At 69.7% G+C, this 20695-nt stretch carries 22 protein-coding genes; 6 read left to right on the top strand and 16 right to left on the bottom strand.

What is annotated here, in order from left to right:
* The first annotated feature begins 2 nt into the window (after positions 1-2).
* Entirely contained in the window at positions 3-338 is a 336-nt protein-coding gene (locus BLT25_RS22320) for an ArsR/SmtB family transcription factor (RefSeq protein ID WP_091050691.1), read from the top strand.
* Between the two features lie 1156 nt (positions 339-1494).
* On the opposite strand, the gene BLT25_RS22325 is transcribed toward BLT25_RS22320, so the two are convergent.
* The 5 genes from BLT25_RS22325 to BLT25_RS22345 all read right to left on the bottom strand — a co-directional run bounded on the left by BLT25_RS22325 (position 1495) and on the right by BLT25_RS22345 (position 6290).
* Complete coding sequence (locus tag BLT25_RS22325) at positions 1495-2769, bottom strand: HNH endonuclease signature motif containing protein (RefSeq protein ID WP_091050694.1); 1275 nt, start codon at positions 2767-2769, stop codon at positions 1495-1497.
* A 374-nt stretch (positions 2770-3143) separates the two neighbouring features.
* Entirely contained in the window at positions 3144-3545 is a 402-nt protein-coding gene (locus tag BLT25_RS22330) for a VOC family protein (RefSeq protein WP_143033828.1), read from the bottom strand.
* On the bottom strand, positions 3538-3972 hold the full coding sequence (locus tag BLT25_RS22335) for a holo-ACP synthase (RefSeq protein WP_091050699.1): 435 nt from the start codon (positions 3970-3972) through the stop codon (positions 3538-3540). Before BLT25_RS22335 ends, BLT25_RS22330 begins: the two co-directional genes overlap by 8 nt.
* Before the next feature lies 1 nt (position 3973).
* A complete protein-coding gene (locus BLT25_RS22340) occupies positions 3974-4720 on the bottom strand; it encodes a hypothetical protein (protein WP_091050701.1) in 747 nt (248 codons plus the stop codon).
* Between the two features lies 1 nt (position 4721).
* Positions 4722-6290, bottom strand: a complete 1569-nt coding sequence (locus BLT25_RS22345) for a class I adenylate-forming enzyme family protein (protein WP_091050703.1) — start codon at positions 6288-6290, stop codon at positions 4722-4724.
* 164 nt (positions 6291-6454) lie between these two features.
* Here BLT25_RS22345 and BLT25_RS22350 point away from each other — a divergent pair, with 164 nt between their 5' ends.
* Genes BLT25_RS22350 through BLT25_RS22365 form a run of 4 tightly spaced genes read left to right on the top strand, consistent with a single transcriptional unit; the run spans position 6455 to position 10081 of the window.
* Positions 6455-7126 carry a hypothetical protein gene (locus tag BLT25_RS22350; protein WP_091050706.1) on the top strand — a complete coding sequence of 224 codons (672 nt, stop codon included), beginning with the start codon at positions 6455-6457 and terminating at the stop codon, positions 7124-7126.
* Positions 7127-7130: 4 nt separating this feature from the next.
* Positions 7131-8372, top strand: coding sequence for an MFS transporter (locus BLT25_RS22355; protein WP_091050708.1), 1242 nt, complete (start codon positions 7131-7133; stop codon positions 8370-8372).
* Positions 8369-9400: a TolB-like translocation protein gene (locus BLT25_RS22360; protein WP_091050710.1), complete on the top strand. Its 1032-nt coding sequence runs from the start codon at positions 8369-8371 to the stop codon at positions 9398-9400. Before BLT25_RS22355 ends, BLT25_RS22360 begins: the two co-directional genes overlap by 4 nt.
* Positions 9401-9460: 60 nt before the next feature.
* Positions 9461-10081 carry an acyltransferase gene (locus BLT25_RS22365; protein ID WP_091050713.1) on the top strand — a complete coding sequence of 207 codons (621 nt, stop codon included), beginning with the start codon at positions 9461-9463 and terminating at the stop codon, positions 10079-10081.
* A 19-nt stretch (positions 10082-10100) separates the two neighbouring features.
* On the opposite strand, the gene BLT25_RS22370 is transcribed toward BLT25_RS22365, so the two are convergent.
* Together BLT25_RS22370 and BLT25_RS22375 are read right to left on the bottom strand one after the other, a co-directional pair.
* Positions 10101-10778 carry a response regulator transcription factor gene (locus BLT25_RS22370; RefSeq protein WP_256328734.1) on the bottom strand — a complete coding sequence of 226 codons (678 nt, stop codon included), beginning with the start codon at positions 10776-10778 and terminating at the stop codon, positions 10101-10103.
* Positions 10762-11517 (bottom strand): sensor histidine kinase, encoded by a 756-nt coding sequence (locus BLT25_RS22375; RefSeq protein WP_091050718.1) that lies wholly within the window; start codon positions 11515-11517, stop codon positions 10762-10764. The genes BLT25_RS22370 and BLT25_RS22375 overlap by 17 nt, the downstream gene beginning before the upstream one ends.
* Positions 11518-11765: 248 nt before the next feature.
* Between BLT25_RS22375 and BLT25_RS22380 the strand changes: the two genes are divergently transcribed.
* Positions 11766-12854: an LCP family protein gene (locus tag BLT25_RS22380; protein ID WP_176884174.1), complete on the top strand. Its 1089-nt coding sequence runs from the start codon at positions 11766-11768 to the stop codon at positions 12852-12854.
* 57 nt (positions 12855-12911) lie between these two features.
* Here BLT25_RS22380 and BLT25_RS22385 read toward each other — a convergent pair whose 3' ends face one another.
* The 9 genes from BLT25_RS22385 to BLT25_RS22425 all read right to left on the bottom strand — a co-directional run bounded on the left by BLT25_RS22385 (position 12912) and on the right by BLT25_RS22425 (position 20690).
* Positions 12912-13295, bottom strand: a complete 384-nt coding sequence (locus BLT25_RS22385) for a VOC family protein (protein WP_091050722.1) — start codon at positions 13293-13295, stop codon at positions 12912-12914.
* The gene (locus BLT25_RS22390) at positions 13295-13819 is read right to left on the bottom strand and encodes an SRPBCC domain-containing protein (protein ID WP_091050724.1); all 525 of its coding nucleotides are present in this window, start codon (positions 13817-13819) and stop codon (positions 13295-13297) included. Before BLT25_RS22390 ends, BLT25_RS22385 begins: the two co-directional genes overlap by 1 nt.
* Entirely contained in the window at positions 13816-14133 is a 318-nt protein-coding gene (locus BLT25_RS22395; RefSeq protein WP_091050727.1) for an ArsR/SmtB family transcription factor, read from the bottom strand. The genes BLT25_RS22390 and BLT25_RS22395 overlap by 4 nt, the downstream gene beginning before the upstream one ends.
* A 50-nt stretch (positions 14134-14183) precedes the next feature.
* The gene (locus BLT25_RS22400; protein WP_091050730.1) at positions 14184-14936 is read right to left on the bottom strand and encodes an ABC transporter ATP-binding protein; all 753 of its coding nucleotides are present in this window, start codon (positions 14934-14936) and stop codon (positions 14184-14186) included.
* Positions 14909-15760 carry an ABC transporter permease gene (locus tag BLT25_RS22405; RefSeq protein WP_091050732.1) on the bottom strand — a complete coding sequence of 284 codons (852 nt, stop codon included), beginning with the start codon at positions 15758-15760 and terminating at the stop codon, positions 14909-14911. Before BLT25_RS22405 ends, BLT25_RS22400 begins: the two co-directional genes overlap by 28 nt.
* Positions 15760-16821, bottom strand: a complete 1062-nt coding sequence (locus tag BLT25_RS22410; protein ID WP_091050735.1) for an ABC transporter substrate-binding protein — start codon at positions 16819-16821, stop codon at positions 15760-15762. Before BLT25_RS22410 ends, BLT25_RS22405 begins: the two co-directional genes overlap by 1 nt.
* A gap of 112 nt (positions 16822-16933) precedes the next feature.
* Positions 16934-18373, bottom strand: a complete 1440-nt coding sequence (locus tag BLT25_RS22415) for an aldehyde dehydrogenase (RefSeq protein ID WP_091050737.1) — start codon at positions 18371-18373, stop codon at positions 16934-16936.
* 23 nt (positions 18374-18396) lie between these two features.
* On the bottom strand, positions 18397-19545 hold the full coding sequence (locus BLT25_RS22420; protein WP_091050740.1) for an Rv3169 family protein: 1149 nt from the start codon (positions 19543-19545) through the stop codon (positions 18397-18399).
* The gene (locus BLT25_RS22425; protein WP_091050743.1) at positions 19542-20690 is read right to left on the bottom strand and encodes a phosphotransferase family protein; all 1149 of its coding nucleotides are present in this window, start codon (positions 20688-20690) and stop codon (positions 19542-19544) included. Before BLT25_RS22425 ends, BLT25_RS22420 begins: the two co-directional genes overlap by 4 nt.
* Positions 20691-20695: the final 5 nt, after the last annotated feature.

A 20695-nucleotide genomic window follows, 5' to 3' on the forward strand; every position in this document is an offset into this window, starting at 1 on the left:
ACTTGCACGCCTTCGACGTCCTCGGCGACCCCGTACGCCGCCGCATCCTCGAGCTCCTCTCCGACGACGACCTCACCTCGGGCGAGATCGTCGAGACCATCTCGGCCGAGTTCGGCATCCGCCAACCCGCCGTCTCGATGCAGCTCAAGGTCCTGCGCGAACACGGCTTCGCCAACGTACGCCCCGACGGCACCCGCCGCATCTACTCCCTCGACACCGGCCCCATGGCCGAGGTCGACGCCTGGCTCAGCCCCTTCCGCCGCTTCTGGACCCAGCACCTCGATGCGCTCGACACCGAGATCAGGCGTGGGCGTCGGCAGGGTCCTACGGAGGACTGAAGGCGGTTGTCAGGGATCGGCCGCCGACCCGTTACTGAGGGTGTTCTCGCCGAACCCCGGAGTAAAGGACGGCCTGCGGCCGCCGGCTTCGCCGGTCGCCTTCGGCGATCCTTGACACCGGGCTCCGTCGAGAATTTTGGCTGGCTATCGGGTCGGCGGCAGGGTCTGGCGCGGAAGCCTTTGGCTGGGTAGGGGCTTGGGAGCCGTGGTCGCTGACGTCTCTCAGGTCCGCTCGCGCTTCGTGCGCGGCTAGGACAGAGGATCCGACCTTGTGAACCATTCACAAGGTCGGGCTCTGGCGCCGGTGGTTGGGGCAGCTCGCGTCGCCGCACGACGAAGGGCTTCACAACCCTCCACTGCCCACGATCCCGTGAGGACCGGGACAGTAGTTCGCTGGCCGGGCAGGAAGGTGCGCGCCGGCGATGCGTTCGCCCTCGGCCCTCGGCGATGCGTCAGATCAAGGGCACCAGGGTCGCGGAGTTAGGGCACCAAGGCGGCCGCACCCGCGAGCATCTGGCGGTGCGCAGGTTCCTACCGAAAGTGTCACGCGACCCGAGCACATCGGCCGGGTAGTCGCGCCGACGCAGAGACCTGTTCCCCTGAGGAGTCGTCATGATTCGCACGTTCCGACCTGAGTGAGTCTCACAGACCGTGGCGCGCTTGACGGCGCATCCACGTCGACCATGTTGGCCACCCAGGGCAACCGCGCCAGCAGCGACCTGCTGACCGGCGAACGCAACAACCCAGATGCACCAACCAGGGCGACCCCGCCAGCAGCGACCCGCCGGCCAGCGAACGCAACAACCCAGATGCACCAACCAGGGCGACCCCGCCAGCAGCGACCCGCCGGCCAGCGAACGGGACAACTCGGATGTGCCGACCCGGACGACCGGGGCGACCGGGTCGGCTGGAGTGCTGGCCGAAGCGACCGCGTCGGCTGAGTGCATGGGGCAGGGCAAGTCGGAGACTGGGCGCTCAGCCCCAGGGGCCACCCATGCGTACTTTCCGCCCCGGAAGGACACGCAGACCAGAGTCGCTCTTGACGAGGCGGCCGCACCGACTCGGGTCGGCGGGATGCGGCCTCGGTTGGAGCCGAAGCCAGGTATCAGCGGTGCCACGATCGTGGCTTGATGGGGTTGCCGTTAGCCGACGTGGTTTAGGGGCGGCGGGTGAATCGGATGGTGCCGTCCGGTAGGCGTTCATGGGTGTAGGCCGGGGTGTGGGCCAGGCGGTGATGGTGGAGACAGAGCAACGCCCCGTCCTTCAGGTTGGTCTTGCCGCCGGCGGCCCAGGGGTCGAGGTGGTGGGCGTCGCACCATTCGGGTGGCATGTCACACCCTTCGGCTTGGCAGCACTTGGCCTGCAGTCGAAGTGCCTTGCGCTGGATCGGCTGGAAGAACCTGCTCGCCCGGCCTGCGTCGAGAACCTCACCGTTACCGCCGAGCACCCACGGGATGATGGTCGCGTTGCACGCCATCCGACGCGCCTCAGCCGCGGTGATGGTGGTGCCGTTGGTCTCGTCGTAGCCCAGGGTCGCGGTGCCGAGGTCTTTGCGGAGCTCCTCGAGCGAGATCACCACGTTCACGGTGGTCGCATCGCCGCCGTGGCGGGGCAGGGCGGCGGGGTCGATGGTCTCCAACAGCCGGGAGAACCCTTGGCCCATCAACCGTTCCCAGGGCGGCAGTCCCGCGCCCTTCTCGACAAGCTGTTGTTTGCGGGGCTGGGCGTAGGCCTCGACCAGCCGCTTGAACCGCATCCCGACCGAGGTCGGAAGCACCCCGTCGAACCCGACGGTGCCGTGGTGGTTGTCCCAGACCCGGAGTGCGGTCTTCTGGTGGGCGCGTTCTTCCTCGGCGAGGAGGGCTTGGGCTTCGGCGTCTTCGAACCGGGCGGGGTCGATCTCGGCCAGGATCTTCCGACCGACGATCGCCAACTCGTTCGCGGTGAGCCGGGTGGCGTAGTCGACCAGCAGCTTCTCGGCCAGGGCCAGGTCCTCGGTGGTGGCGACCGGGTCGGCCTCGATCTTGTCCAACGCCGTGGTGATCACCCGGGCCTTGTCCGGGGAGACGACACCGGCCGCGAGACCGTCGGCGACGAGCTCGTACTGGGTGATCTTGGTAGCGAGTTTGATCTGCGCCCGGGCCACGGCCTTGTCGACCAAGAGCTCGGCACGCATCCAGGCCGAGGCATCCTTGTCGCCGGCTTCTTCGGCGATGTCACCGGACGAGGCCAGGACCCGCAATCTCAGGGCGGCCTGCTGGGCCTGGATCGTCTCCAGACGGGCCAGCAGGTCCTTCTTGGTCGAGGTCCGCCAATAGGCGGGGTCGCTGGCGAGCAGGTCGTGGAGGGAGGACTCGATGGCAGCAAGAGCGGTGTCGATCGCATCGCCGGGGTGGCTGCCCCAGTGGTCGACGTCGTGCTCGAGACTCATCGTGATCCCTCCCTTCAGAGGTGTGTTGTGATGGGTCTGAGTCTACGCCCGCGAGGGGATACCTAGCCACCTATAGGTGCAGGTCAGAGGCAAGTTTCGCGGTGAGCGAACGGCCTCGTTTCTGTGGATGGTAAGTGGCCCGAAGGGCCACCCCTCCACCCCTACAAGCCCCACTGATCCCAACAGGATTCCGCTGCGCCACACCCGGGCCGCCGCCCCGATAGCCAGCCAAATCTTTTCTCGATCTGGTCCGGAGTCCAGGACCGCCGAAGGCGGCCGGCGAAGCCGGCGCCCGCAGGGCGTCCTTGACGCCGGATCAGATCGAGAACACCCTCAAAGCAAGGGTCGGCGGCCCACCCCAACCCCAAAAAACCTCAAGAGATCCGCCCCCTCCACCGACCCCCAGCAACCAGCTCGACATTGATCCCAGCAGCCCGGACAGAAGCGATGAGCTCGTCGTCGAACATCTCCCCCGGCTGAGGCGGACTGAGCGTGTGAGCCCCAGCGGCCCCGAGCTCGACGAGAGTCGATTCCAGATCAGGAGCCATGAAGGCGAGGTGATGGAGCCCGTACGCATGCGGCCCAGGAGTCACCGGAGTGATCAGCTTGAGCGGGAGAGAGCCCGGCTTCTCCAGGAAGACCCCGCGGACGCCGTGGCGGGTGTTGACGACCGGGTCGGTGACGCGGCGGTAGCCGAAGAGCCGCTCGAAGGCCTCGGCGGTACGGAGCAGGTCGCGGACCTGGATGCCGATGTGGTCGAGCCGGAGGTCAGGCATCGTCGCCTCGCGTCGCGGCACCTTCGGCGACGGCGGTGGCGATGGCCATCCACGGCCCGGGAACGGTGGTGACTCGCACCACCGTGACTCCGGCCAGAGCCGCCAGATCGGCCGCAGGGCCCGAGAGGGTGACCTCGAGCGACCCCGGAGGATCCTCGATGACGGTGATCCCGCGCCACGGCAGCGGCCCGGACCACTCGCCGGGACCGAGCGCCTTCCAGACGGCCTCCTTGGCGGCGTACCTCATCGCGAAGGCGGTGGCCGGGGCCGCGGCGGCCATGCACTGGGCGATCTCGGCGTCGGTGAACCATCGCGCCGCGACTCCGGATCCACGCATCCCCAGGAGCTTCGCGAAGCGCCTGATGTCGGCGATGTCGATCCCGACCCCCTGCAGGCTCATCGTGGACCCGTCGCTCTTCGTCAGCATCTCAGGCGACCGGGCTGTAGGTCGCGACCGTCTTCAGCAGCTCGGCGGCGACCGCCTCCGAGCCGGCCTCGTTGAGGTGACCGCGGTCGAAGGTCAGGTGCTGGTTGAGCACGTAGTAGGTGTGGCCGTCCTGGCTGCGCTCCCCCGTACCGGCGGACTCGATCGCGGCGATGTCCACGAGACGGCCGGAGGCTGCGTACTTCTGCCTGACCATCGCGTTGTAGCGCTCGCGGGCGACGTTGTCGGCCGGCCCCGTCCTGTCGTCACCAGCCAGGAGCGCCCTGATCCTGGACCTCCATCCGCGATCCGCCGTCAGCGGCGCGGTCGTATAGAGGAAACGTACGTCGGGATGCGCCGCCTCCACGTCGGCCATCATGGACCTGTAGACGTCGAAGACGGCTTGCACGTCGGTGGAGGCGGTGATGTCGACGTAGCAGAGCTTCATCAGCGCCACGTCGATCCCTTCGGCCACCGGGGTGTCCAGCAGCTCCGCGAACGCCGCGAACTTGCTCAGCGGCTCCCCGTTGACCCCGAGGTAGGCATGCATGAGCGTTCCGCCCCGGGCGCCCTCACCGGAGGAGATGTCCGCGATGACCGGTGCAGGCACGGAGGCATCGGCGTACACCCTGGCGACCCCGTCGAGGATGCCCGCTCCCACCGACTGGTGCCCGAAGAGCACCCTGGTCTCACCCACTGCCCGCAGCTCGTCGTCGCTGGGCCACGCGATCGACTCGATCCGTTCCGCCATCTCAGCTCACCTTGACGCCACCGCCACTGTCGTCGTCGACACCGGCGATGCAGTCCCCCGCACCGGACAGTCCCTCGGCCAACCTCAGGCACATCGCGCGTACGTCCTGCTTGATCACCTTGCCGCTCGCGTTGAACGGCAGCGCGTCGACGATGCGGACCACCTCGGGGACCATGTGCTTCGAGAGCTGCTCGCGGCAGTGCGCGATGACGTCGGCGACCCGCAGGCCGGACCCGCGCCGGCGAACCACCACCAGCTCGAGCCGCTCCCCTGCGTCGTCATCCGGCAGCCCGACCGCGGCCGCCGCGACGATGTCGGGCAGGTCGAGCACCACGGACTCGACGTCCTGGCTGGCGATCCGGTGCTCCCGCGACTTGATGAAGTCCTCGACCCGGTCGACCACGTAGATGTAGCCGTCCTCGTCGACCTTCGCCAGGTCTCCCGTACGCAGCATCCCGCCCGGCATCTTGCGTGCCGTCGCCTCGGGGTCGTCGAGATAGCCGGGCGAGATGTTCGCGCCGCTGGCCCAGATCTCGCCGACCTCGCCCGGGGCGACGTGCACTCCGTCGCGGTCGAGGACCCGCAGGTCCACACCCGGGATGCCCCGGCCGATCGACCCGGGCCGCCGGGAGAGCTCCTCCGGCGGGAGATAGGAGAGCCGAGCGGTGGCCTCGGTCGCGCCGTACATCACGAAGACCCGCGCCTGCGGCTGCGCGCGTGCCAACTGCTCCACCAGGGCCGGGGCCAGCCGGCCACCGGCCTGCTGGATCGTCCGCAGCGTCGGTACGGCCGTGGTGCCGAAGGTGCTGTTGCGCAGCAGCGTCCCGAAGGTCGACGGCACCCCGGCGAACCCCGTGCAGCGCTCGGAGGTCATCCGGTCCACCACCGCCTGCGGGAAGACGAACGTCGGCTGGATGATCATCGCGGCACCGGCGCGCAGATGGGTGTGCAGGAGCGAGAGCCCGAAGACGTAGGTGAACGGCAGCACGACCAGCATCCGGTCCTCGGACGTGATGTCGAGGTAGTCGAGAATCGAGGTCGTGTTCGCCTGGATGTTGCGGTGGGTGATCCGCACCGCGCGCGGGTCGCCTGTGGTGCCGGAGGTGAACATGTAGAGCGCATCCTGGTCCGGGTCGACCTCGACCCCGCCGGACGGCTCGACCGACGTCGATCGCTGCTTCGGGACCAGCCGCTCCTTCCGCTCGACCACGACCGGGAGGCTCCGGGGCAGGCTCAGCCTCAGCGCCGCGGCCTGGGCGCGGCCCACCAGCAGCGCGTCGGCACCAACCCAGCGTGCCCGGGCCACCACCTCCTCGGTCGGCAGCGTGACGGCCAACGGCACCACGACCAGCCCCATCCGGAGCGCGGCGAGATAGGCCGAGGTCCAGAACAGCCCGTTGGGCGCCAGGATCCCGACCGGCGTACCCGGGGTCAGTCCGAGGTGGGAGAGCCGTCCCATGAGCACGGAAACGCTGGCTCGCAGCTCTTCGAAGGTGTACTCGCGACCGGCTTCGGCGAGCGCGATCGAATCCTCGGGCGCGTGCTCGAGAAGAAAGTCGGCAGTGTTCAACGTGGCCCGTCCCCCGGGATGCTTCGGCCGGGACCGTTCCCGGCCATGGCAACGTCGCACGCCCCACCTCGACCGGTGGTGGGCCGCTCGACAGGCTGCCTGAAATTGAGTACGCGACCCACCCATCGGTCCCGACTCGACTCTGCTACGCGTCGACTGGTCTCGTGAACCTCAAGCGCCTCCTCATGCTCGTGCTGCTCGGCGTGCTCGTCGGCGTCGCGATCTTCTGGATGCCAGGACGCTTCGACGACTCCTCCTCCGGCACCGACGGCAACGGCTCGACCTCGTCGTCCCGGTCCGGCTCGCCGGGAGCCGATCCGAGCTCGGACTCGAGCGCCGGGTCCGGTTCCGGGCGGAAGTCGGAGTCCGATCCCGAACCCGCGAGCGAGGCGCTGCCGGAGGCGGCCTCGACACCGAGCGGGTCGGGCGAGTCGGGCCTGCCCGGCCTCACCGAGAAGCCACGTACGAAGACGGCGGCGCTGATCTCGGAGCCGCTGCCCAAGCAGGCGGTCCGCAAGAGCGCCCTGGTGGCCGGCTACCCGACGGCACTCGAACCGCCGTCGAAGACCACGGTCGCCGTCTCCAGCGTCTCGCCCACCAAGGGCGCGCTCCAGGTGGCGCTGACCGCGACCTGCCGGCGACCCTGCGACGTACTGCGTCACTTCAGGACCCGTCTCGCGCAGCACGGCTTCAAGGAGGTCACGGCGACGTCGGTCGAGAACACACCCGCGATCTCGCTGAAGCGTGGCGACGAGACGGTGAGCGTCACGATCACCCATACCGGGCGCCGCAACGTCGACTTCAGCCTCTACTCCGTCCTCCACACGAAGACCTGAGCCGGTGTACCTGTCTCTCAGCGACCGTCCCACCACGAGTGCCGAGCCGCGGCAGTCCGGCGGGCGGGTCTCCCGGACCGTCGTCACCCTCGGCATCGTCAGCCTGCTGACCGACATCTCCTCGGAGTCGGTCTCGGCGATCCTGCCGCTCTACCTGACCGCGGTCGTCGGGCTCTCGCCGGTGGCGTACGGACTCATCGACGGGCTCTATCAGGGCGTCTCCTCGCTGGTGCGGATCGCGGCCGGGTGGGCGGCCGACCGCACCGACCGGCCGCAGCCGGTGGCACTGGCCGGCTACGCGATGAGCGCGGTCGCGCGGCTCGGGCTGATCTTCGCGGGCGGCTTCGGGACGATCTCGGCGGCGATCTCGCTGGACCGGGTCGGCAAGGGCGTACGCACCGCGCCACGCGACGCGATGATCGCCGCCTCCAGCGACCCGGCGCACCTCGGCCGCAGCTTCGGCGTCCACCGGGCGCTGGACACGATCGGGGCCACGCTCGGACCGCTGCTGGCGTTCGTGATCCTGTGGCGGATCGCCGACGGCTACGACACCGTGCTGGTCGTCTCGCTCGGCTTCGCGGTGCTCGGGGTGGCGACGATGGCGTGCTTCGTGCCGTTCCGCACCGGCGCCGTCCGCCGGACCGCCCCTCGCCGCGGCGAGCCGCGCCCCAAGGTGCGCTGGCGCACCGTGCTCACGCCGGGTCTCGCGCGGGTGACCGGTGTGTCCGGCGTGCTCGCCCTGCTCACCATCGGTGACGGGTTCGTCTACCTGGCGCTGCTGGAGACCGGCGGCTTCGCGGCGCAGTGGTTCCCGGTCCTCTACGTCGGGACCAACCTCGCCTACCTCGCGCTGGCCGTGCCGATGGGCAGGCTCGCGGACCGGGTCGGGCGCGTCAAGGTCCTCGTGCTCGGTCACCTTCCGCTCGCGGCCGCCTACCTGTGCGCCGCGACCGGGTCGGGCGCGCTCTGGACGACGTGCGCCGCGGTGCTCCTCCTCGGCGTCTTCTACGCCGCGACCGATGGCACCCTCGCCGCGGTCGCCGGGCAGCTGGTCCCGGAGGAAGTACGCGCCAGCGGCATCGCCACCGCCCAGACCGCGGTCGCGCTGGCTCGGCTCGTCGCAGCGACCGGCTTCGGCCTGCTCTGGTACGCCGTCGGCCCCCGGATCGCGATGCTCGCGGTCTGCGCGGTGCTGCTCGCCGCGATCCCGGCCGGGCTCGCCGTGATGCGCAGGGCGGTGCGATGACGACGTTCTGGGCCAAGCGGCGCACCGCGATCTTCGGGGCGATCGTCGTGCTCGTCACGGCCGGCGTGACGGCGTACGCCCTCTCCGCGATCGCCGAGAACGACCGGCGTACGTCCCGGGCGACCGAGGCGACGACCACCTCCATGACGCAGATCGAGAAGGGGCCGAGGATCCTCTTCCGGCACACCGGTCGTGACGCCGACTACGGCCACGTCGGCGCCGTGGCACTGGACGATCCCGGCGGCGCCCGGGCGCTCACCGACCTGAGTTGCGACCGGGTCTACGCGCAGGCGCGGTCGGTCTCCTGCCTGGCGACCGAGCAGGGCGTGGTGAGCCGTTACCGGGCGACCGACCTGGCGACCTCGACCCCTGGGAAGGCGTGGCGGGAGGTCGACGGGACCGACCTGCCCGGGCTGCCCAGCCGCACCCGGATCTCGCCGGACGGGCAGCTGGTCTCCTCGACGGTGTTCGTCAACGGCGACTCCTACATGGTCAGCGGATTCTCGACGCGCACCCTCATCCGCCGGGTCGGTGGAGCGAGCTACGGCGACCTGGAGAAGTTCAGCCTGGTCGTCGACGGCCGCGAGGTCTCCCCGGTCGACCGCAACATCTGGGGCATCACCTTCGCCGACGACGACCGCACCTTCTACGCCACCGTCGCCACGGGCGGGCGGACCTACCTGGCCCGTGGCGACCTCACCGAACGCTCGTTGACGACCGTCGCCGACCACGTCGAGTGCCCGTCGCTCTCCCCCGACGGCACCCGGATCGCGTTCAAGGAGGCCGACAAGGCGGGCACCCGGTGGACGCCCGCGGTCCTCGACCTGGCCACCGGTCGGCGCACAGTTCTCGCCGGGGAGACCCACAGCATCGACGACCAGATCGAGTGGCTCGACGACGACACCGTCCTCTACGGCCTGGAGCGCGAGGGCGAGCCGGTCGACGACGTCTGGGCGCTCGACACCTCGGCCTCCGCGACCCCTCGTGTGCTCATCCCGGAAGCGGCCTCGCCCGCGGTTCTACGCTGAATCGGGTACTCCATCCCGGGTCCGGCACACACGCCGTCCGGGTCGCGCTTTGCTGTGCGGATGACCGTTGAGGAGACTCACGCCGCGCCCCGGATAGAACCCAGCGCGAACGTTGACGACCGTGCCGTGATCGGCGCCGGGACCCTCGTCTGGCACCTGGCCCAGGTCCGCGAGCACGCCCGGATTGGCAGCGAGTGCATCATCGGCCGGGGAGCGTACGTCGGTCCCGGGGTGGTGGTGGGAGACCGCTGCAAGATCCAGAACCATGCCCTGGTCTACGAGCCGGCGGTGCTCGAGGACGGCGCGTTCGTCGGGCCGGCGGTGGTGTTCACCAACGACTACCTCCCCCGCGCCGTGAACCCGGACGGCACCCTCAAGGACGGCGAGGACTGGGAGGCGGTCGGTGTGACCGTACGCACCGGTGCCAGCATCGGCGCCCGAGCCGTCTGCATCGCGCCGGTCACGATCGGTGCCTGGGCGATGGTCGCGGCGGGGGCCGTGGTCACCCGCGACGTACCCGACCACGCGCTGGTCGTCGGGGTCCCGGCACAGCGGATGGGGTGGGTCGGGCACGCGGGCGCACCGCTGGTCGCCCAGGGAGATGCCTGGCGCTGCCCGAAGACCGGCACCCTCTACGTCCTGCGCGGCACGAACGAGGACGACGGCCTGATCGCGATCTGACGAGCCGGTCGACTGAACCTCAGGCGGCCCGCCACTCGGCCTTGTGGGCGATGCTGACCGCCGCGATCTGCGAGGAGACGCCGAGCTTGGCGAGGATCGACTTCACCTGGGTGCGCACCGTCGCCTCGGACACGACGCGAAGCTTGGCGATCTCGCCGACCGTGAATCCGTCCATCAGGTGCTCGAGCACCTGCGACTCCCGCGGGGAGAGCTGGGAAAGCCGGCGGCGGATCTCGAAGACGCCCTGCTCCTGACCCACCCACGCCCGGATCAGGCGCTCACGCTCGTCGACGTCGAGCACGCTGAGCCCGTAGTTGAGCCTGCGTACGGTGCCCAGGATCTCGCCGAGCGGCACCGACTTGGACAGCACCGTGCGGGCCCCGACGTGCAGAGCGTGCCCCCAGCGGGTCTGGTCGGTCGAGCCCGTCACCACGACGACGTCGGCACCGGCCCGGGCGAGCGGAGCGATGAGACGTACGCCCGAACCGTGCTGGCCCAGGTCGAGGTCGAGCAGGACGATGCGTGGCTGGGTCCGCATGATCAGCGAGGTGAGCTTGGCCTCCGAGGGCGGCTCCTCGGGCAGGTCGATGCGGCGGGCGTCGTAGCCCTCGAAGGTGAGGGCCAGCTCGAGCGACTCGGCGAACAGGGTGTGGTCTTCGACGATGCCCACCTTCACCCGTTTACGCGGCGACACCATGGCGACCTCCCTGGGTCGGGGTGTCGTGCCGGTCGGCCCCGTCGCCCGCCCCGCCATCGGCACAGCCGAGCATCGGGATGCCGAGGACGAAGGTGGTGCGCTCGCTCGCCTCGAGCAGCTCGAGGTAGCCACCCTGGCGTTCCATCAGGTCCCGCGCGGCATGGAGGCCGATGCCCTGACCCGTGGAGCCCGGCCGGCTGACGCCCCAGGCGAAGATCCGCCGGCGCAGCTCCGGCGCGACCCCGGGCCCGTCGTCGGTCACCGCGATCTCGACCGAGGTGCTCGCCGGCTCGGCGGCACGTACCTCGATCCGGACGGATCCGCTCCCGTGGGCGGCGGCGTTGTCGAGCAGCACGTTGAGTGCCTCGGTCAGCTGGTCGGAGTCGCCCAGCGCCAGCATCCGGCTGGGGCGCCACACGACCTCGGTGCCCCTGGCCTCGTGAGCGAGCACCATGGTGGCCACCACGGAGTCGAGGTCGATCACCTCGGCACGCATGTCGCTGGCACGGAGCTCATCGGACCGCGGCTCCGGGACCACCGGCGTCGCGACATCCTGCTGCCGGCGGACCATCCGCTCCAGCCGCTCGAGCTCGCTCTGCACCATCGCCGTCATCGCGGCCCGTCGCTCCTCACCGATCGCGCCGGAGGAGCTGAGCAGCGTGGTCGCCGCCCGGATCCCGGCCAGCGTCGAGGCAGCCTCGTGCAGCCGGGCACGTTCATCCCGACCGACTCTTGACATTGGCACAGCTCTCCCTGGTCATCCTCGTGCCACGCCCTCCCAAGACGCAGCCCGGCGGCATGAAACACGTGCGGACCTGAAGGTCCGACATGAACAGCGCCGTACGGCAAAAGGACTGTACTCACTCGATCCGGGGGACGGATCGCCTACCTATTTTTGGTTACCGGCCGTTACCGAGTGGTGCCTCAAATTGAGGAATGGCGAGCATCTGGGCTCCATATCGAGGGAGTCCCGGGTCCCATACTCGGGTGGCCATCCTCGATCATCCGCCGGTGCCGTCGCAGCCGGATCCAGCGGACCCGCCCCCCGCGCGCGGATGGCGTCGTGCCCGCAAGCCCCTGATCGGGCTGCTGGTGTGTCTCCTGCTGCTCTGCGCCGCTGCCCTGACCGGGATCCTGTGGCTCCAGGCGACGGTGGAAGGAAAGCTCCAGCGGTTGCCCGACACGTTCACCGGCCTCACCGACCGGCCCGCCAAGCCGACCTCCGGGTCGGCCGCCGACGCGATGAACATCCTGGTCCTCGGCACCGACACCCGGTCCGACGCACCCACCACCGGAGCCGAGGCTCCCGGCTGGCAGCCCGGGGAGGCACGCTCCGACACGATGCTGCTCGTCCACATCGACGGCGACCGCGACTCCGCCTCGGTGATCTCGATCCCGCGCGACTCCTGGGTCGACATCCCCGGCCACGGCAAGGGCAAGGTCAACTGGGCCTACTCCTTCGGTGGCCCCAACCTCACGGTCGAGACCGTCGAGAAGATGACCGACGTACGCATCGACCACCTCACCGTCATCGACTGGGACGGCTTCAAGGCTCTCACCGATGCGATCGGTGGCGTCGACATCTACATCCCGAAGACCGTCTACGACTCCGCCCGTGGCGTCCGCTGGGAGGCCGGCACCCACCACCTGGACGGCGAGCAGGCTCTCCTCTACGTACGCCAGCGCTACGGCCTCCAGGACGGCGACCTCGACCGTGTGGCCCGCCAGCAGGCATTCCTGCGGACCCTCCTCGAGCAGACCCTCGAGCAGGAGCTGCGCAAGAGCCCCGACCATGTCCTCGACCTCTTCTCGCTCTTCTCGAAGCACGCCTCCGTCGACGACGACTGGTCCACCATCCAGATGGCCAAGCTCGCCGCCTCCCTCCGCAACCTGCGCACCGGCGACATCAGCTACCTCACCGTCCCCACCGATGGCACCGGCATGGTCGGAGACCAGTCAGTCGTGCATCTCGACCCCTCCCGCGACCGCGACCTGTGGCGCGCGGTCGGGGAGGACCGCATGGCCGAGTGGTCAGAGGCGAACCAGGACCTCCTCACCCCCGACGTCGTCCGCTGAACGAAAAACCTTGCCGAGTCGGCTCGTTGTAACGAGCCGACTCGGCAAGGTTTTCGGTCAAGATGAGCCGACTCGCGGGGCTCCCCACATCGAGAGACAGAACGGATGCCCGGCCGGGTCGGCGTACACGAAGCAGTGGTCGGCGTTGGGCTGATGCTCGAACCGGGTGGCGCCGGCCGCCAGCACCCGAGCTCCGGTCGCCTCCAGGTCGTCGACGAGGAACTCGAGGTGCATCTGCATCCCCACCTCGCCGTCCGGCCACTTGGGTGGCTGGTAGTCATCGATCTGCTGGAAACCGATGTCCCCGTTCGTCCCCTCCACGAGCGCCCAGCCCTCGCCACCGTTCGCAACCCCGCCGGTGATCTCCGCGTAGAACCGCGCCAGTGCGATCGCGTCGGGCGCGTTGACCGTCGTCAGGCTGAGCCTGATCCGGTCCGACATCACCCGATCTCCATCTGCTGGTAAACGGGCGTGAGCGCTTCCCAGCGCTCCCTCCAGCCCGGCGCCCCGGCCTCCGAGCTCCAACCCTCGGGGTGCACCGGAACCTCGACCTCCAGCGACCGACCGAGATCCTCGAGATGGACTCGCCACCCAGCGGCATGGAACGGGAGATGCCGCATCGACAGCCCGCGTTCCTCGACCACCAGCCGAGTCTTGGAGCCTTCCTCAGTCAGCCACGCCTCGATCTCCCCCTCGTCGTCCGTGTCCGGCTCCGTCGTCAACAGCAGGTGACAGGGCGCGTCACACACCTCGATGCGCGCCGGACCGGTCCAGCTGCTCGTGAAGGCGACCTGGATCGTTCCGCCCGGCCGCAGGTCGCCGTCAACCCGGGCGATCCAGCGGGCCAGCCGCTCGGGCGTCGTACACGCCTGCCAGAGGTCGCGGATGTCGGTGTCGTAGAGGTCCTCGACCCGGACCGCTCCAGCAGTCTCGTCGAGCATCCGCATCGTCGCGATCGTGGTCATCGCCGTGCCTTCTTTCCTCGTGCGATCTCGGTATGCAGGGCGCCGAGCCGGTTCTCCCAGAGCTGGCGGTAGTCAGCAAGCCACTCGTCGACCTCGACGAGCGCCTCCGGCCGAAGTGTGTAGATCCGGCGCTGCGCGTCCTGGCGAACCTCTACCAGGCCGGCCTCACGCAGCACGCGTAGATGCCGGGACACGCCCGGGCGGGCAATCGGGAGAGCCTCTGCCAGCTCTCCCGCGGTCGCCGGGCGGTCGCGGAGGATCTCCAGAACAGTGCGTCGACTCTCGTCCGCCAACGCGTGCAGGACAGCGTTCATGCGACTAATGTAACCACTCTGCTACGTAACCACAAGGGTACATTCAATCGTCAGGCGACCTCCTCCTCGACCACGCCGAGCTCGGTCAGCAGCTGGGCCCGCAGGGAGGCGAACCGCGGATCGCCGGGGCTCCGTTTCGAGCCCAGGTCGATCCGGATGTCCGAGCCGACGACGCCGTCGACCAGCACGATCACCCGGTCGGCGAGCGCGATCGCCTCGTCGACGTCGTGGGTGACCAGCAAGATGGCGGGGTTGTGAGCGGCGTACAGCTTCTCGAGCAGCTTGTGCATCTTGATCCGGGTCAGCGCGTCCAGGGCTCCGAACGGCTCGTCGGCGAGGAGCAGCTGCGGGTCGCGGACCAGCGACCGCGCCAGCGCCGCGCGCTGCTGCTCACCACCGGAGAGCTCGTGCGGCCAGGCCCTGTCGCGGCCCTCGAGCCCGACCTCGGAGAGCGCCTCGAGGCCTCGCTCCCGAGCATCCGACCCGGTCAGGCCCAGGGTCACGTTGTCCAGCACCCGTCGCCACGGCAGCAGCCGGGAGTCCTGGAAGACCACCGAGACGCGCTCGGGTACGTCCACGACACCCGAGCCCGCAACGGAGCGATCCAGACCGGCCAGGGCCCGCAGCAGCGTGGACTTCCCGGAGCCCGAGCGCCCGATCAGCGCCACGAACTCGCCGGCGCCGATCGTGAGGTCGAGCCCGTTGAGCACCCCGCCGGCCTCGGAGAAGCTGCGGCGCAGCCCCTCGACACGTACGGCGGGTCCTGCGGATACGGTCAGTGACTCTCCAGCGTGCGTCGCCATGCCAGTGCCTTCCTCTCGGTGAAGCGGACGATGCCGTCGGCGACCAGGCCCAGCAGGGCATAGACGACCAGGCCGACGACGATGATCTCGGTCTGGCCGTAGCTGGACGCGAGGGTGATCATGTGGCCGATGCCGCTGGTCGCGTTGACCTGCTCGACGACCACGAGCGACAGCAGCGCGTTGAGCACCGCGAACCGCAGCCCGAGCAGGAACCCCGGCGTCGCGCCCGGCAGCACGACATGCCGGACGAACGCCCCGCGCCCCAGGCCGACGGTCTCGGCGAGCTCGGCGTAGCGGCTGTCGATGCCACGCAGCCCGTTGTGGGTGTGGATGTAGATCGGGATGAGTACGCCGAGGGCGATCGTGATCACCTTCATCGGCTCCCCGATCCCCAGCCACAGGATCAGCAGCGGCATCAGCGCCAGGCTCGGGATCGCCCGTTTGACCTGTACCGGACCGTCGATCAACGCCTCCCCGGCCCGGCTGAGCCCGGAGACCAGCGCGAGCGCCAGCCCGACGACGACCCCGATCACCAGCCCGAGCGCGGCCCGGTAGGCCGAGGTCGCCAGGGCCTCGGGAAGCCGTCCGTCGGCGATCAGCCGCTGAGCGGTCTCGACCACCACCCACGGCTCGGACAGGGTCCGAGGGTCCAGCACTCCTGTCGCCGAGGCGAGGAACCACAGCCCCAGGAGCAGGACCGGACCGATCCACAGCGTGCCGGGGACCCGCGGCCCGGGCCCGAGGCGGCGGCGTACGACCCGCTCGTCGGTGGCCTTTCCGGGAACGACGCCGGTGATCGGCGCCTCGACTGCTGCGGTGGCCATCACTGACCGTCCTTCAGCGCCTCGGCGATGACCTTCTCGTAGCGGCGGTCGTAGAGCTCGGTGACATCCAGCTCCGGATGGTTCTGCTCTTCCGAGAGGATGTCCGCGGTCTCCTGGTGACGCTCGATGAACTCGTCCCAGCTCTCCGGGATGACCGTCTGCCCCGACGATTCGAACACCTTCTTGCCGTCCTCGAAGGTCAGCCCCTCGTGGTCGACGTAGTAGGCCTGGATCCACTCGTCCGGGTGCTCGTCGACCCACTTCTCGGACTTGACCCACAGCGCGAGGAAGTCCTTGAACGCAGCCGCCTTGCCGGCATCCTCGAAGGTCTCCTCCGGCCCGTAGATCAGGGTCGCGTCGTCGCGGATGCCGGTGCGGATCGAGGTGGCGCCGTCGCGGCCGTACTTGGCCAGGTAGGAGGTCAGCTGCGGCCCACCGAGCGGCGCGACGTCGACCTGGTTGGAGGCCAGTGCGTTGGAGAAGGTGTCGTCGACGCTCTGGATCTCGACGAGCTCGACGTCCTTCTGGGTGAGCCCGGCAGCCGCGAGCGTCTTGAGGACCAGCGCGCCCTGGGCCTGGCCGGGAGAGTAGGCGATCTTCTTGCCCTCGAGGTCGGCGAGCGTCTCGACCTTCGACTTCGGCGCGATGCCGAGCTCGTAGATCGGGTTCTCGAGCGGGTCCGGGTTCTCGGTGACCGCGACGATCTTGACCGGGGTGTCGGTCCAGGTCGCGAACAGCGGCGGGATGTCGGCGACGTAGCTCGCGTCCAGCGCGTCGGCGCGGAACGCCTCGATGCTCTTCGGACCACCGGAGATGTTGGCCCACTCGATCTCGTAGCCCTCGACCTCGTCGATCAGGCCGGACGCCTTGAGCGCCACCTCGATCGGCGGCAGGCCGAGGCGCAGGACGGTCCCCTCCGGGACCTGTTCGGGGAGCGCCGCGTCGGCGGCGAGCCTGGAGGCACTGGACGCATCGGCGCCGCCGCAGGCCGTCAGCCCCAGGAGCAGGGTCGAGAGAACGGCGGCGATGGCGGTCAGGCGCGGTGGGGTGGGGCGGATCATGGCTCTCCTCTGGTTGGTCCGTCCAAACCAGAGTAAGTCAGTAGAGATTAGCTATAAAAGCACGGCTCGGATCCTGAGACATGCCTGCCGGAGAACGAGACGCGGCCAGGGATCAGAGGTAGACGGACTTCAGCTCCGTGTACTGAGCCAGACCCTCCGGCCCGAACTCCCGCCCGATCCCGGAGGCCTTGAATCCACCGAAGGGTGCCGCGAAGTCCATCGTGTAGGTGTTCACTCCGTACGTCCCGGCCCGCACCCGGCGGGCGACATCGAGCCCAGCCTCCTGATCGGCGGTCCACACCGTCCCCGCCAGCCCGTAGTCGGAGTCGTTGGCGATGCGTACGGCCTCCTCGACCGAGCCGTAGGGGATCACCGAGAGGACCGGGCCGAAGATCTCCTCCTGGGCGATCCGCATCCGGTTGTCGACGCCGGCGAAGACGGTCGGGCGTACGTACCAACCCGTGTCGAGACCGGCCGGACGACCGGTGCCGCCGGCGAGCAGGCGGGCACCCTCCTCCTGGCCGAGGGCGATGTACTTCTCGACCCGCTCCTGCTGGCGACGGGCCACCATCGGCCCGATCTCGCTCGCCGGGTCGGACGGGTCGCCGACCTTCATCGACGCGACAGTCTCCGCCAGCGCGCCGGCGATCTCGTCATGGCGCTCGAGCGGGACGAGCACCCGGGTCTGGGCGACGCAGGCCTGACCGGAGTTCATCAGCGCGGTGAACTTGAGCCCTTCCAGCGTGGCCGCCAGGTCCGCGTCCTCGAGGACGATCGCGGCCGACTTGCCGCCGAGCTCGAGCGAGACCCGCTTGAGCCGCTCGCCGCACAGCGCGCCGATCCGCCGGCCGGCCGCGGTGGACCCGGTGAACGCCACCTTGTCGACGCCGGGATGCGTGACCAGGTGCTCGCCCACCTCGCGCCCCGCGGCGACGATGCTGACGACGCCCTCGGGCACCCCGGCCTCGATCAGCATCTCGGCGAGGAGGTTGGTGTCGAGCGGGGTCTCCGGAGCGGGCTTGATCACGATCGTGCAGCCGGCCAGCAGCGCCGGGATGAGCTTGGACAGCACGGTGAACTGAGGGACGTTCCACGGCGCGATCGCGGCGACGACGCCGACCGGCTCGTGACGTACGACGACGTCCGAGCCGAACGAGCCCGGCCGCCGGGACTCCCAGGGGAACTCTCGCGCGATGGCGAGGAAAGCCTCGATCTGCATCCACGGCGCAGGCGCCTGGGCGAGGTTGCTGAACGAGATCGTCGAGCCCATCTCGGCCGTGATCACCTCGGCCATCTCGCCGAGCCTTCCGGCATAGAGGCCTGAGAGCGCCTGGACGATCTCGATCCGTTCCTCCGGCGACATCCGAGGCCACGGGCCCTCCTCGAACGCCGTGCGCGCCGCGGCGACGGCGGCGTCGATGTCCTCCACCGAGGCTTCCGGGACCCGCGCCACCACCTCCTCGCTGTGCGGCGAGATCACCTCGATCGTCGCGTCGGTCGCGGGCTTGGTCCAGGTCCCGCCGATGAAGAGTGCGTCGTGGTCGTAGCTCATCGTTCTCCTTAGGTCCGGTCGAGTCAGATCCGGTCGAGCCAGTCGGCGAAGCCGGAGGGGTCGTGACGGCCGAGGACTCCGTGCTCGAAGAGCCCCCAGCCCTCGACCCCATCAGCGCCGGGACCGTGCGCGACCGCGCGCCCGACATGGTCGATCACCCCGAACGGGACCCTGCCGGTGACCTCCGCCGAGGTCATGTCGTAGGTCAGCCGCTCGGTGAACCCAGCGCCCTTCCAGACCCCGTGCGCCCAGTCGGAGTCGCCGCCGTAGCCGCCGCCGACATGGATCGGCGCACCCAGCAGCGAGGAGACCTCGAGCACGAGCTGCTTCCCGTCCGGGGTCGTGCACGTGATCGTCGCGCCCTCGGGGAGCCGTGTCCCGTCCCGGTAGTGGATCCGTACGTGCGGCCAGCCGAGCTGCTCGACCCGGCCATCGGCGAAGACCCGGGTGCAGTCGTTGAGGACCCGATGCCCGTCGGGGGTCTCCTGGATGATCAGGACGACGGCGAAGTCGTCGAACCGCAGCGGGACGTAGAGCCACCACATCCCCTCGAACTCCGGGTCGGCGGGCTTGCCCGGCGGCAGTCCCTCGCCGGAGGGGCGGATCCCCCAGGACCGGTCCCGGGTGCCGACCCAGCGATCGTGGTCGACGGCGATCCTCTCGCCGTCGACCTCGATCACCCCCTCCCAGGTCCCGACCTGCGCGAACCGCTGCGCGTCGAGCACGGTGGCAGCCCCCTGACGCATCAGGTGCGGCTGCTCCTGGACCACCTCGAACGACCCCTCCCACCGCAGGTCCAGGGCGATCCCGTGCGTCTCCTCCATCACCAGCCGGAGCTTCCGCAGCGGCTCGGTGACCTCGATCCGGTACGCACCCACCTCCTGCCCCATCCGGTCACCGCCCCGCGGGTCGGCGCCGTCGCCCAGGTGCACGGCGGTCTGCTCGTCTCCACGGCGGAGCAGGACGTACGCGTCCTTGGTGCCGAGGTTGGGATAGAACCCCATCCCGGTGATGAGGAAGAAGTCGCCGGTGCGGTCGTGGGCGTTGAGGTAGCAGCGGTCGTAGAAGTTGCGGTCGCTGCTCCCCGCCCAGGCCACCGGCCGCGGGAGCTGGTGGATGGGATACTCGTCGAGCGGGCCGACCCCGACATACTCGCCATGAGCCCCGCTCATGCGCCGACCTCGGCCAGCATCGCCTCGAACATCGCCCGGTGGTAGAGCGTCGACTCCGGATCCTCGGGCGCCTCGATCTCACCGAAGTGGATCTGCCGCGCCGCGATCCGCAGATAGATGATCCCCCACATGACGGCCGCATGGACCTCGTGCCAGGTCAGGTCGCCGAGCTCGACACCGGTCGCCGCCACATAGGCCTCCTTGACCTCGGAGGCAGTCAGGAAGTCCGGCATCCCCGGCAGCTCCAGCATGGCGGCCAGGTCCTCGAAGATGCGGTGGGCGAAGATCATCCAGGTCACGTCCATCTCACGGGGCCCGAGACTGACCATCTCCCAGTCGAGGACGGCCACCGGCGCGAAGTCGCGGTAGATGATGTTGCCGATCCGGGCGTCGCCCCAGCACAGGACGGGCTCGCCGACGTCGTGAGGGAGGTTGGCCTCGAGCCAGGCCAGACCGCGCTCGACCAGGGGCGAGCGGCCGCCCCATTCCTCGGCGGTGGAGGCGAAGGCGTACCAGGCCCGGGTCTTGGCCAGGTTGCGGGCGATCAGCGTCTCTCCGGAGTGGCCGGCCGCGGCCGGATCGAGGAAGCCGAACCGCGACGCGGCGTCCGGGATCGAGTGGAGCCCGGCGAGCACCTCGACCGAGCGCTGCTGGAGCGCAGCCCGCTCCGAGGACGAGGCCTCGAAGAGCCAGCTGTCGCCGAAGTTGTAGGGCATCACGTCGGGCGGGACGACCCCCTCGACCCGCTTCATCAGGAAGAACGGGGTCCCGAGGATCGAGCCGCTCATCTCGGCGAGGCCGACCTCCGGCACCGGCACGGGCGACAGCGACCCGGCCAGGCGCATCGCGTCGTACTGCGCCTGCAGGTCATAGGTCGCGAAGACCGGGATGTCCTCGGGGCGGGGCGCCACCCGGAGGACGTACGCCGTCGCCCGCCTGTCTCCGGCAATGGTCGAGGCGACATCGAGCAGGACGGTCTCGCTGGAGAGCCCGTTGGCGTCGATGCCACCGAGGATCGTGACCTCGGGGTCGGCGCCGGGCGGGAGCGCGGTGGTCAGCCACTGCTCCAGCCTGGCGCCGATCGCCGCGGGGTCGCGGCCCGACTTCTGGAAGGTCATCTCGGGCGGCGGGGGCGCCTGGGTCACGTGCT

This window comes from Nocardioides sp. YR527 (assembly GCF_900101045.1).
Lineage (GTDB): Bacteria > Actinomycetota > Actinomycetes > Propionibacteriales > Nocardioidaceae > Nocardioides.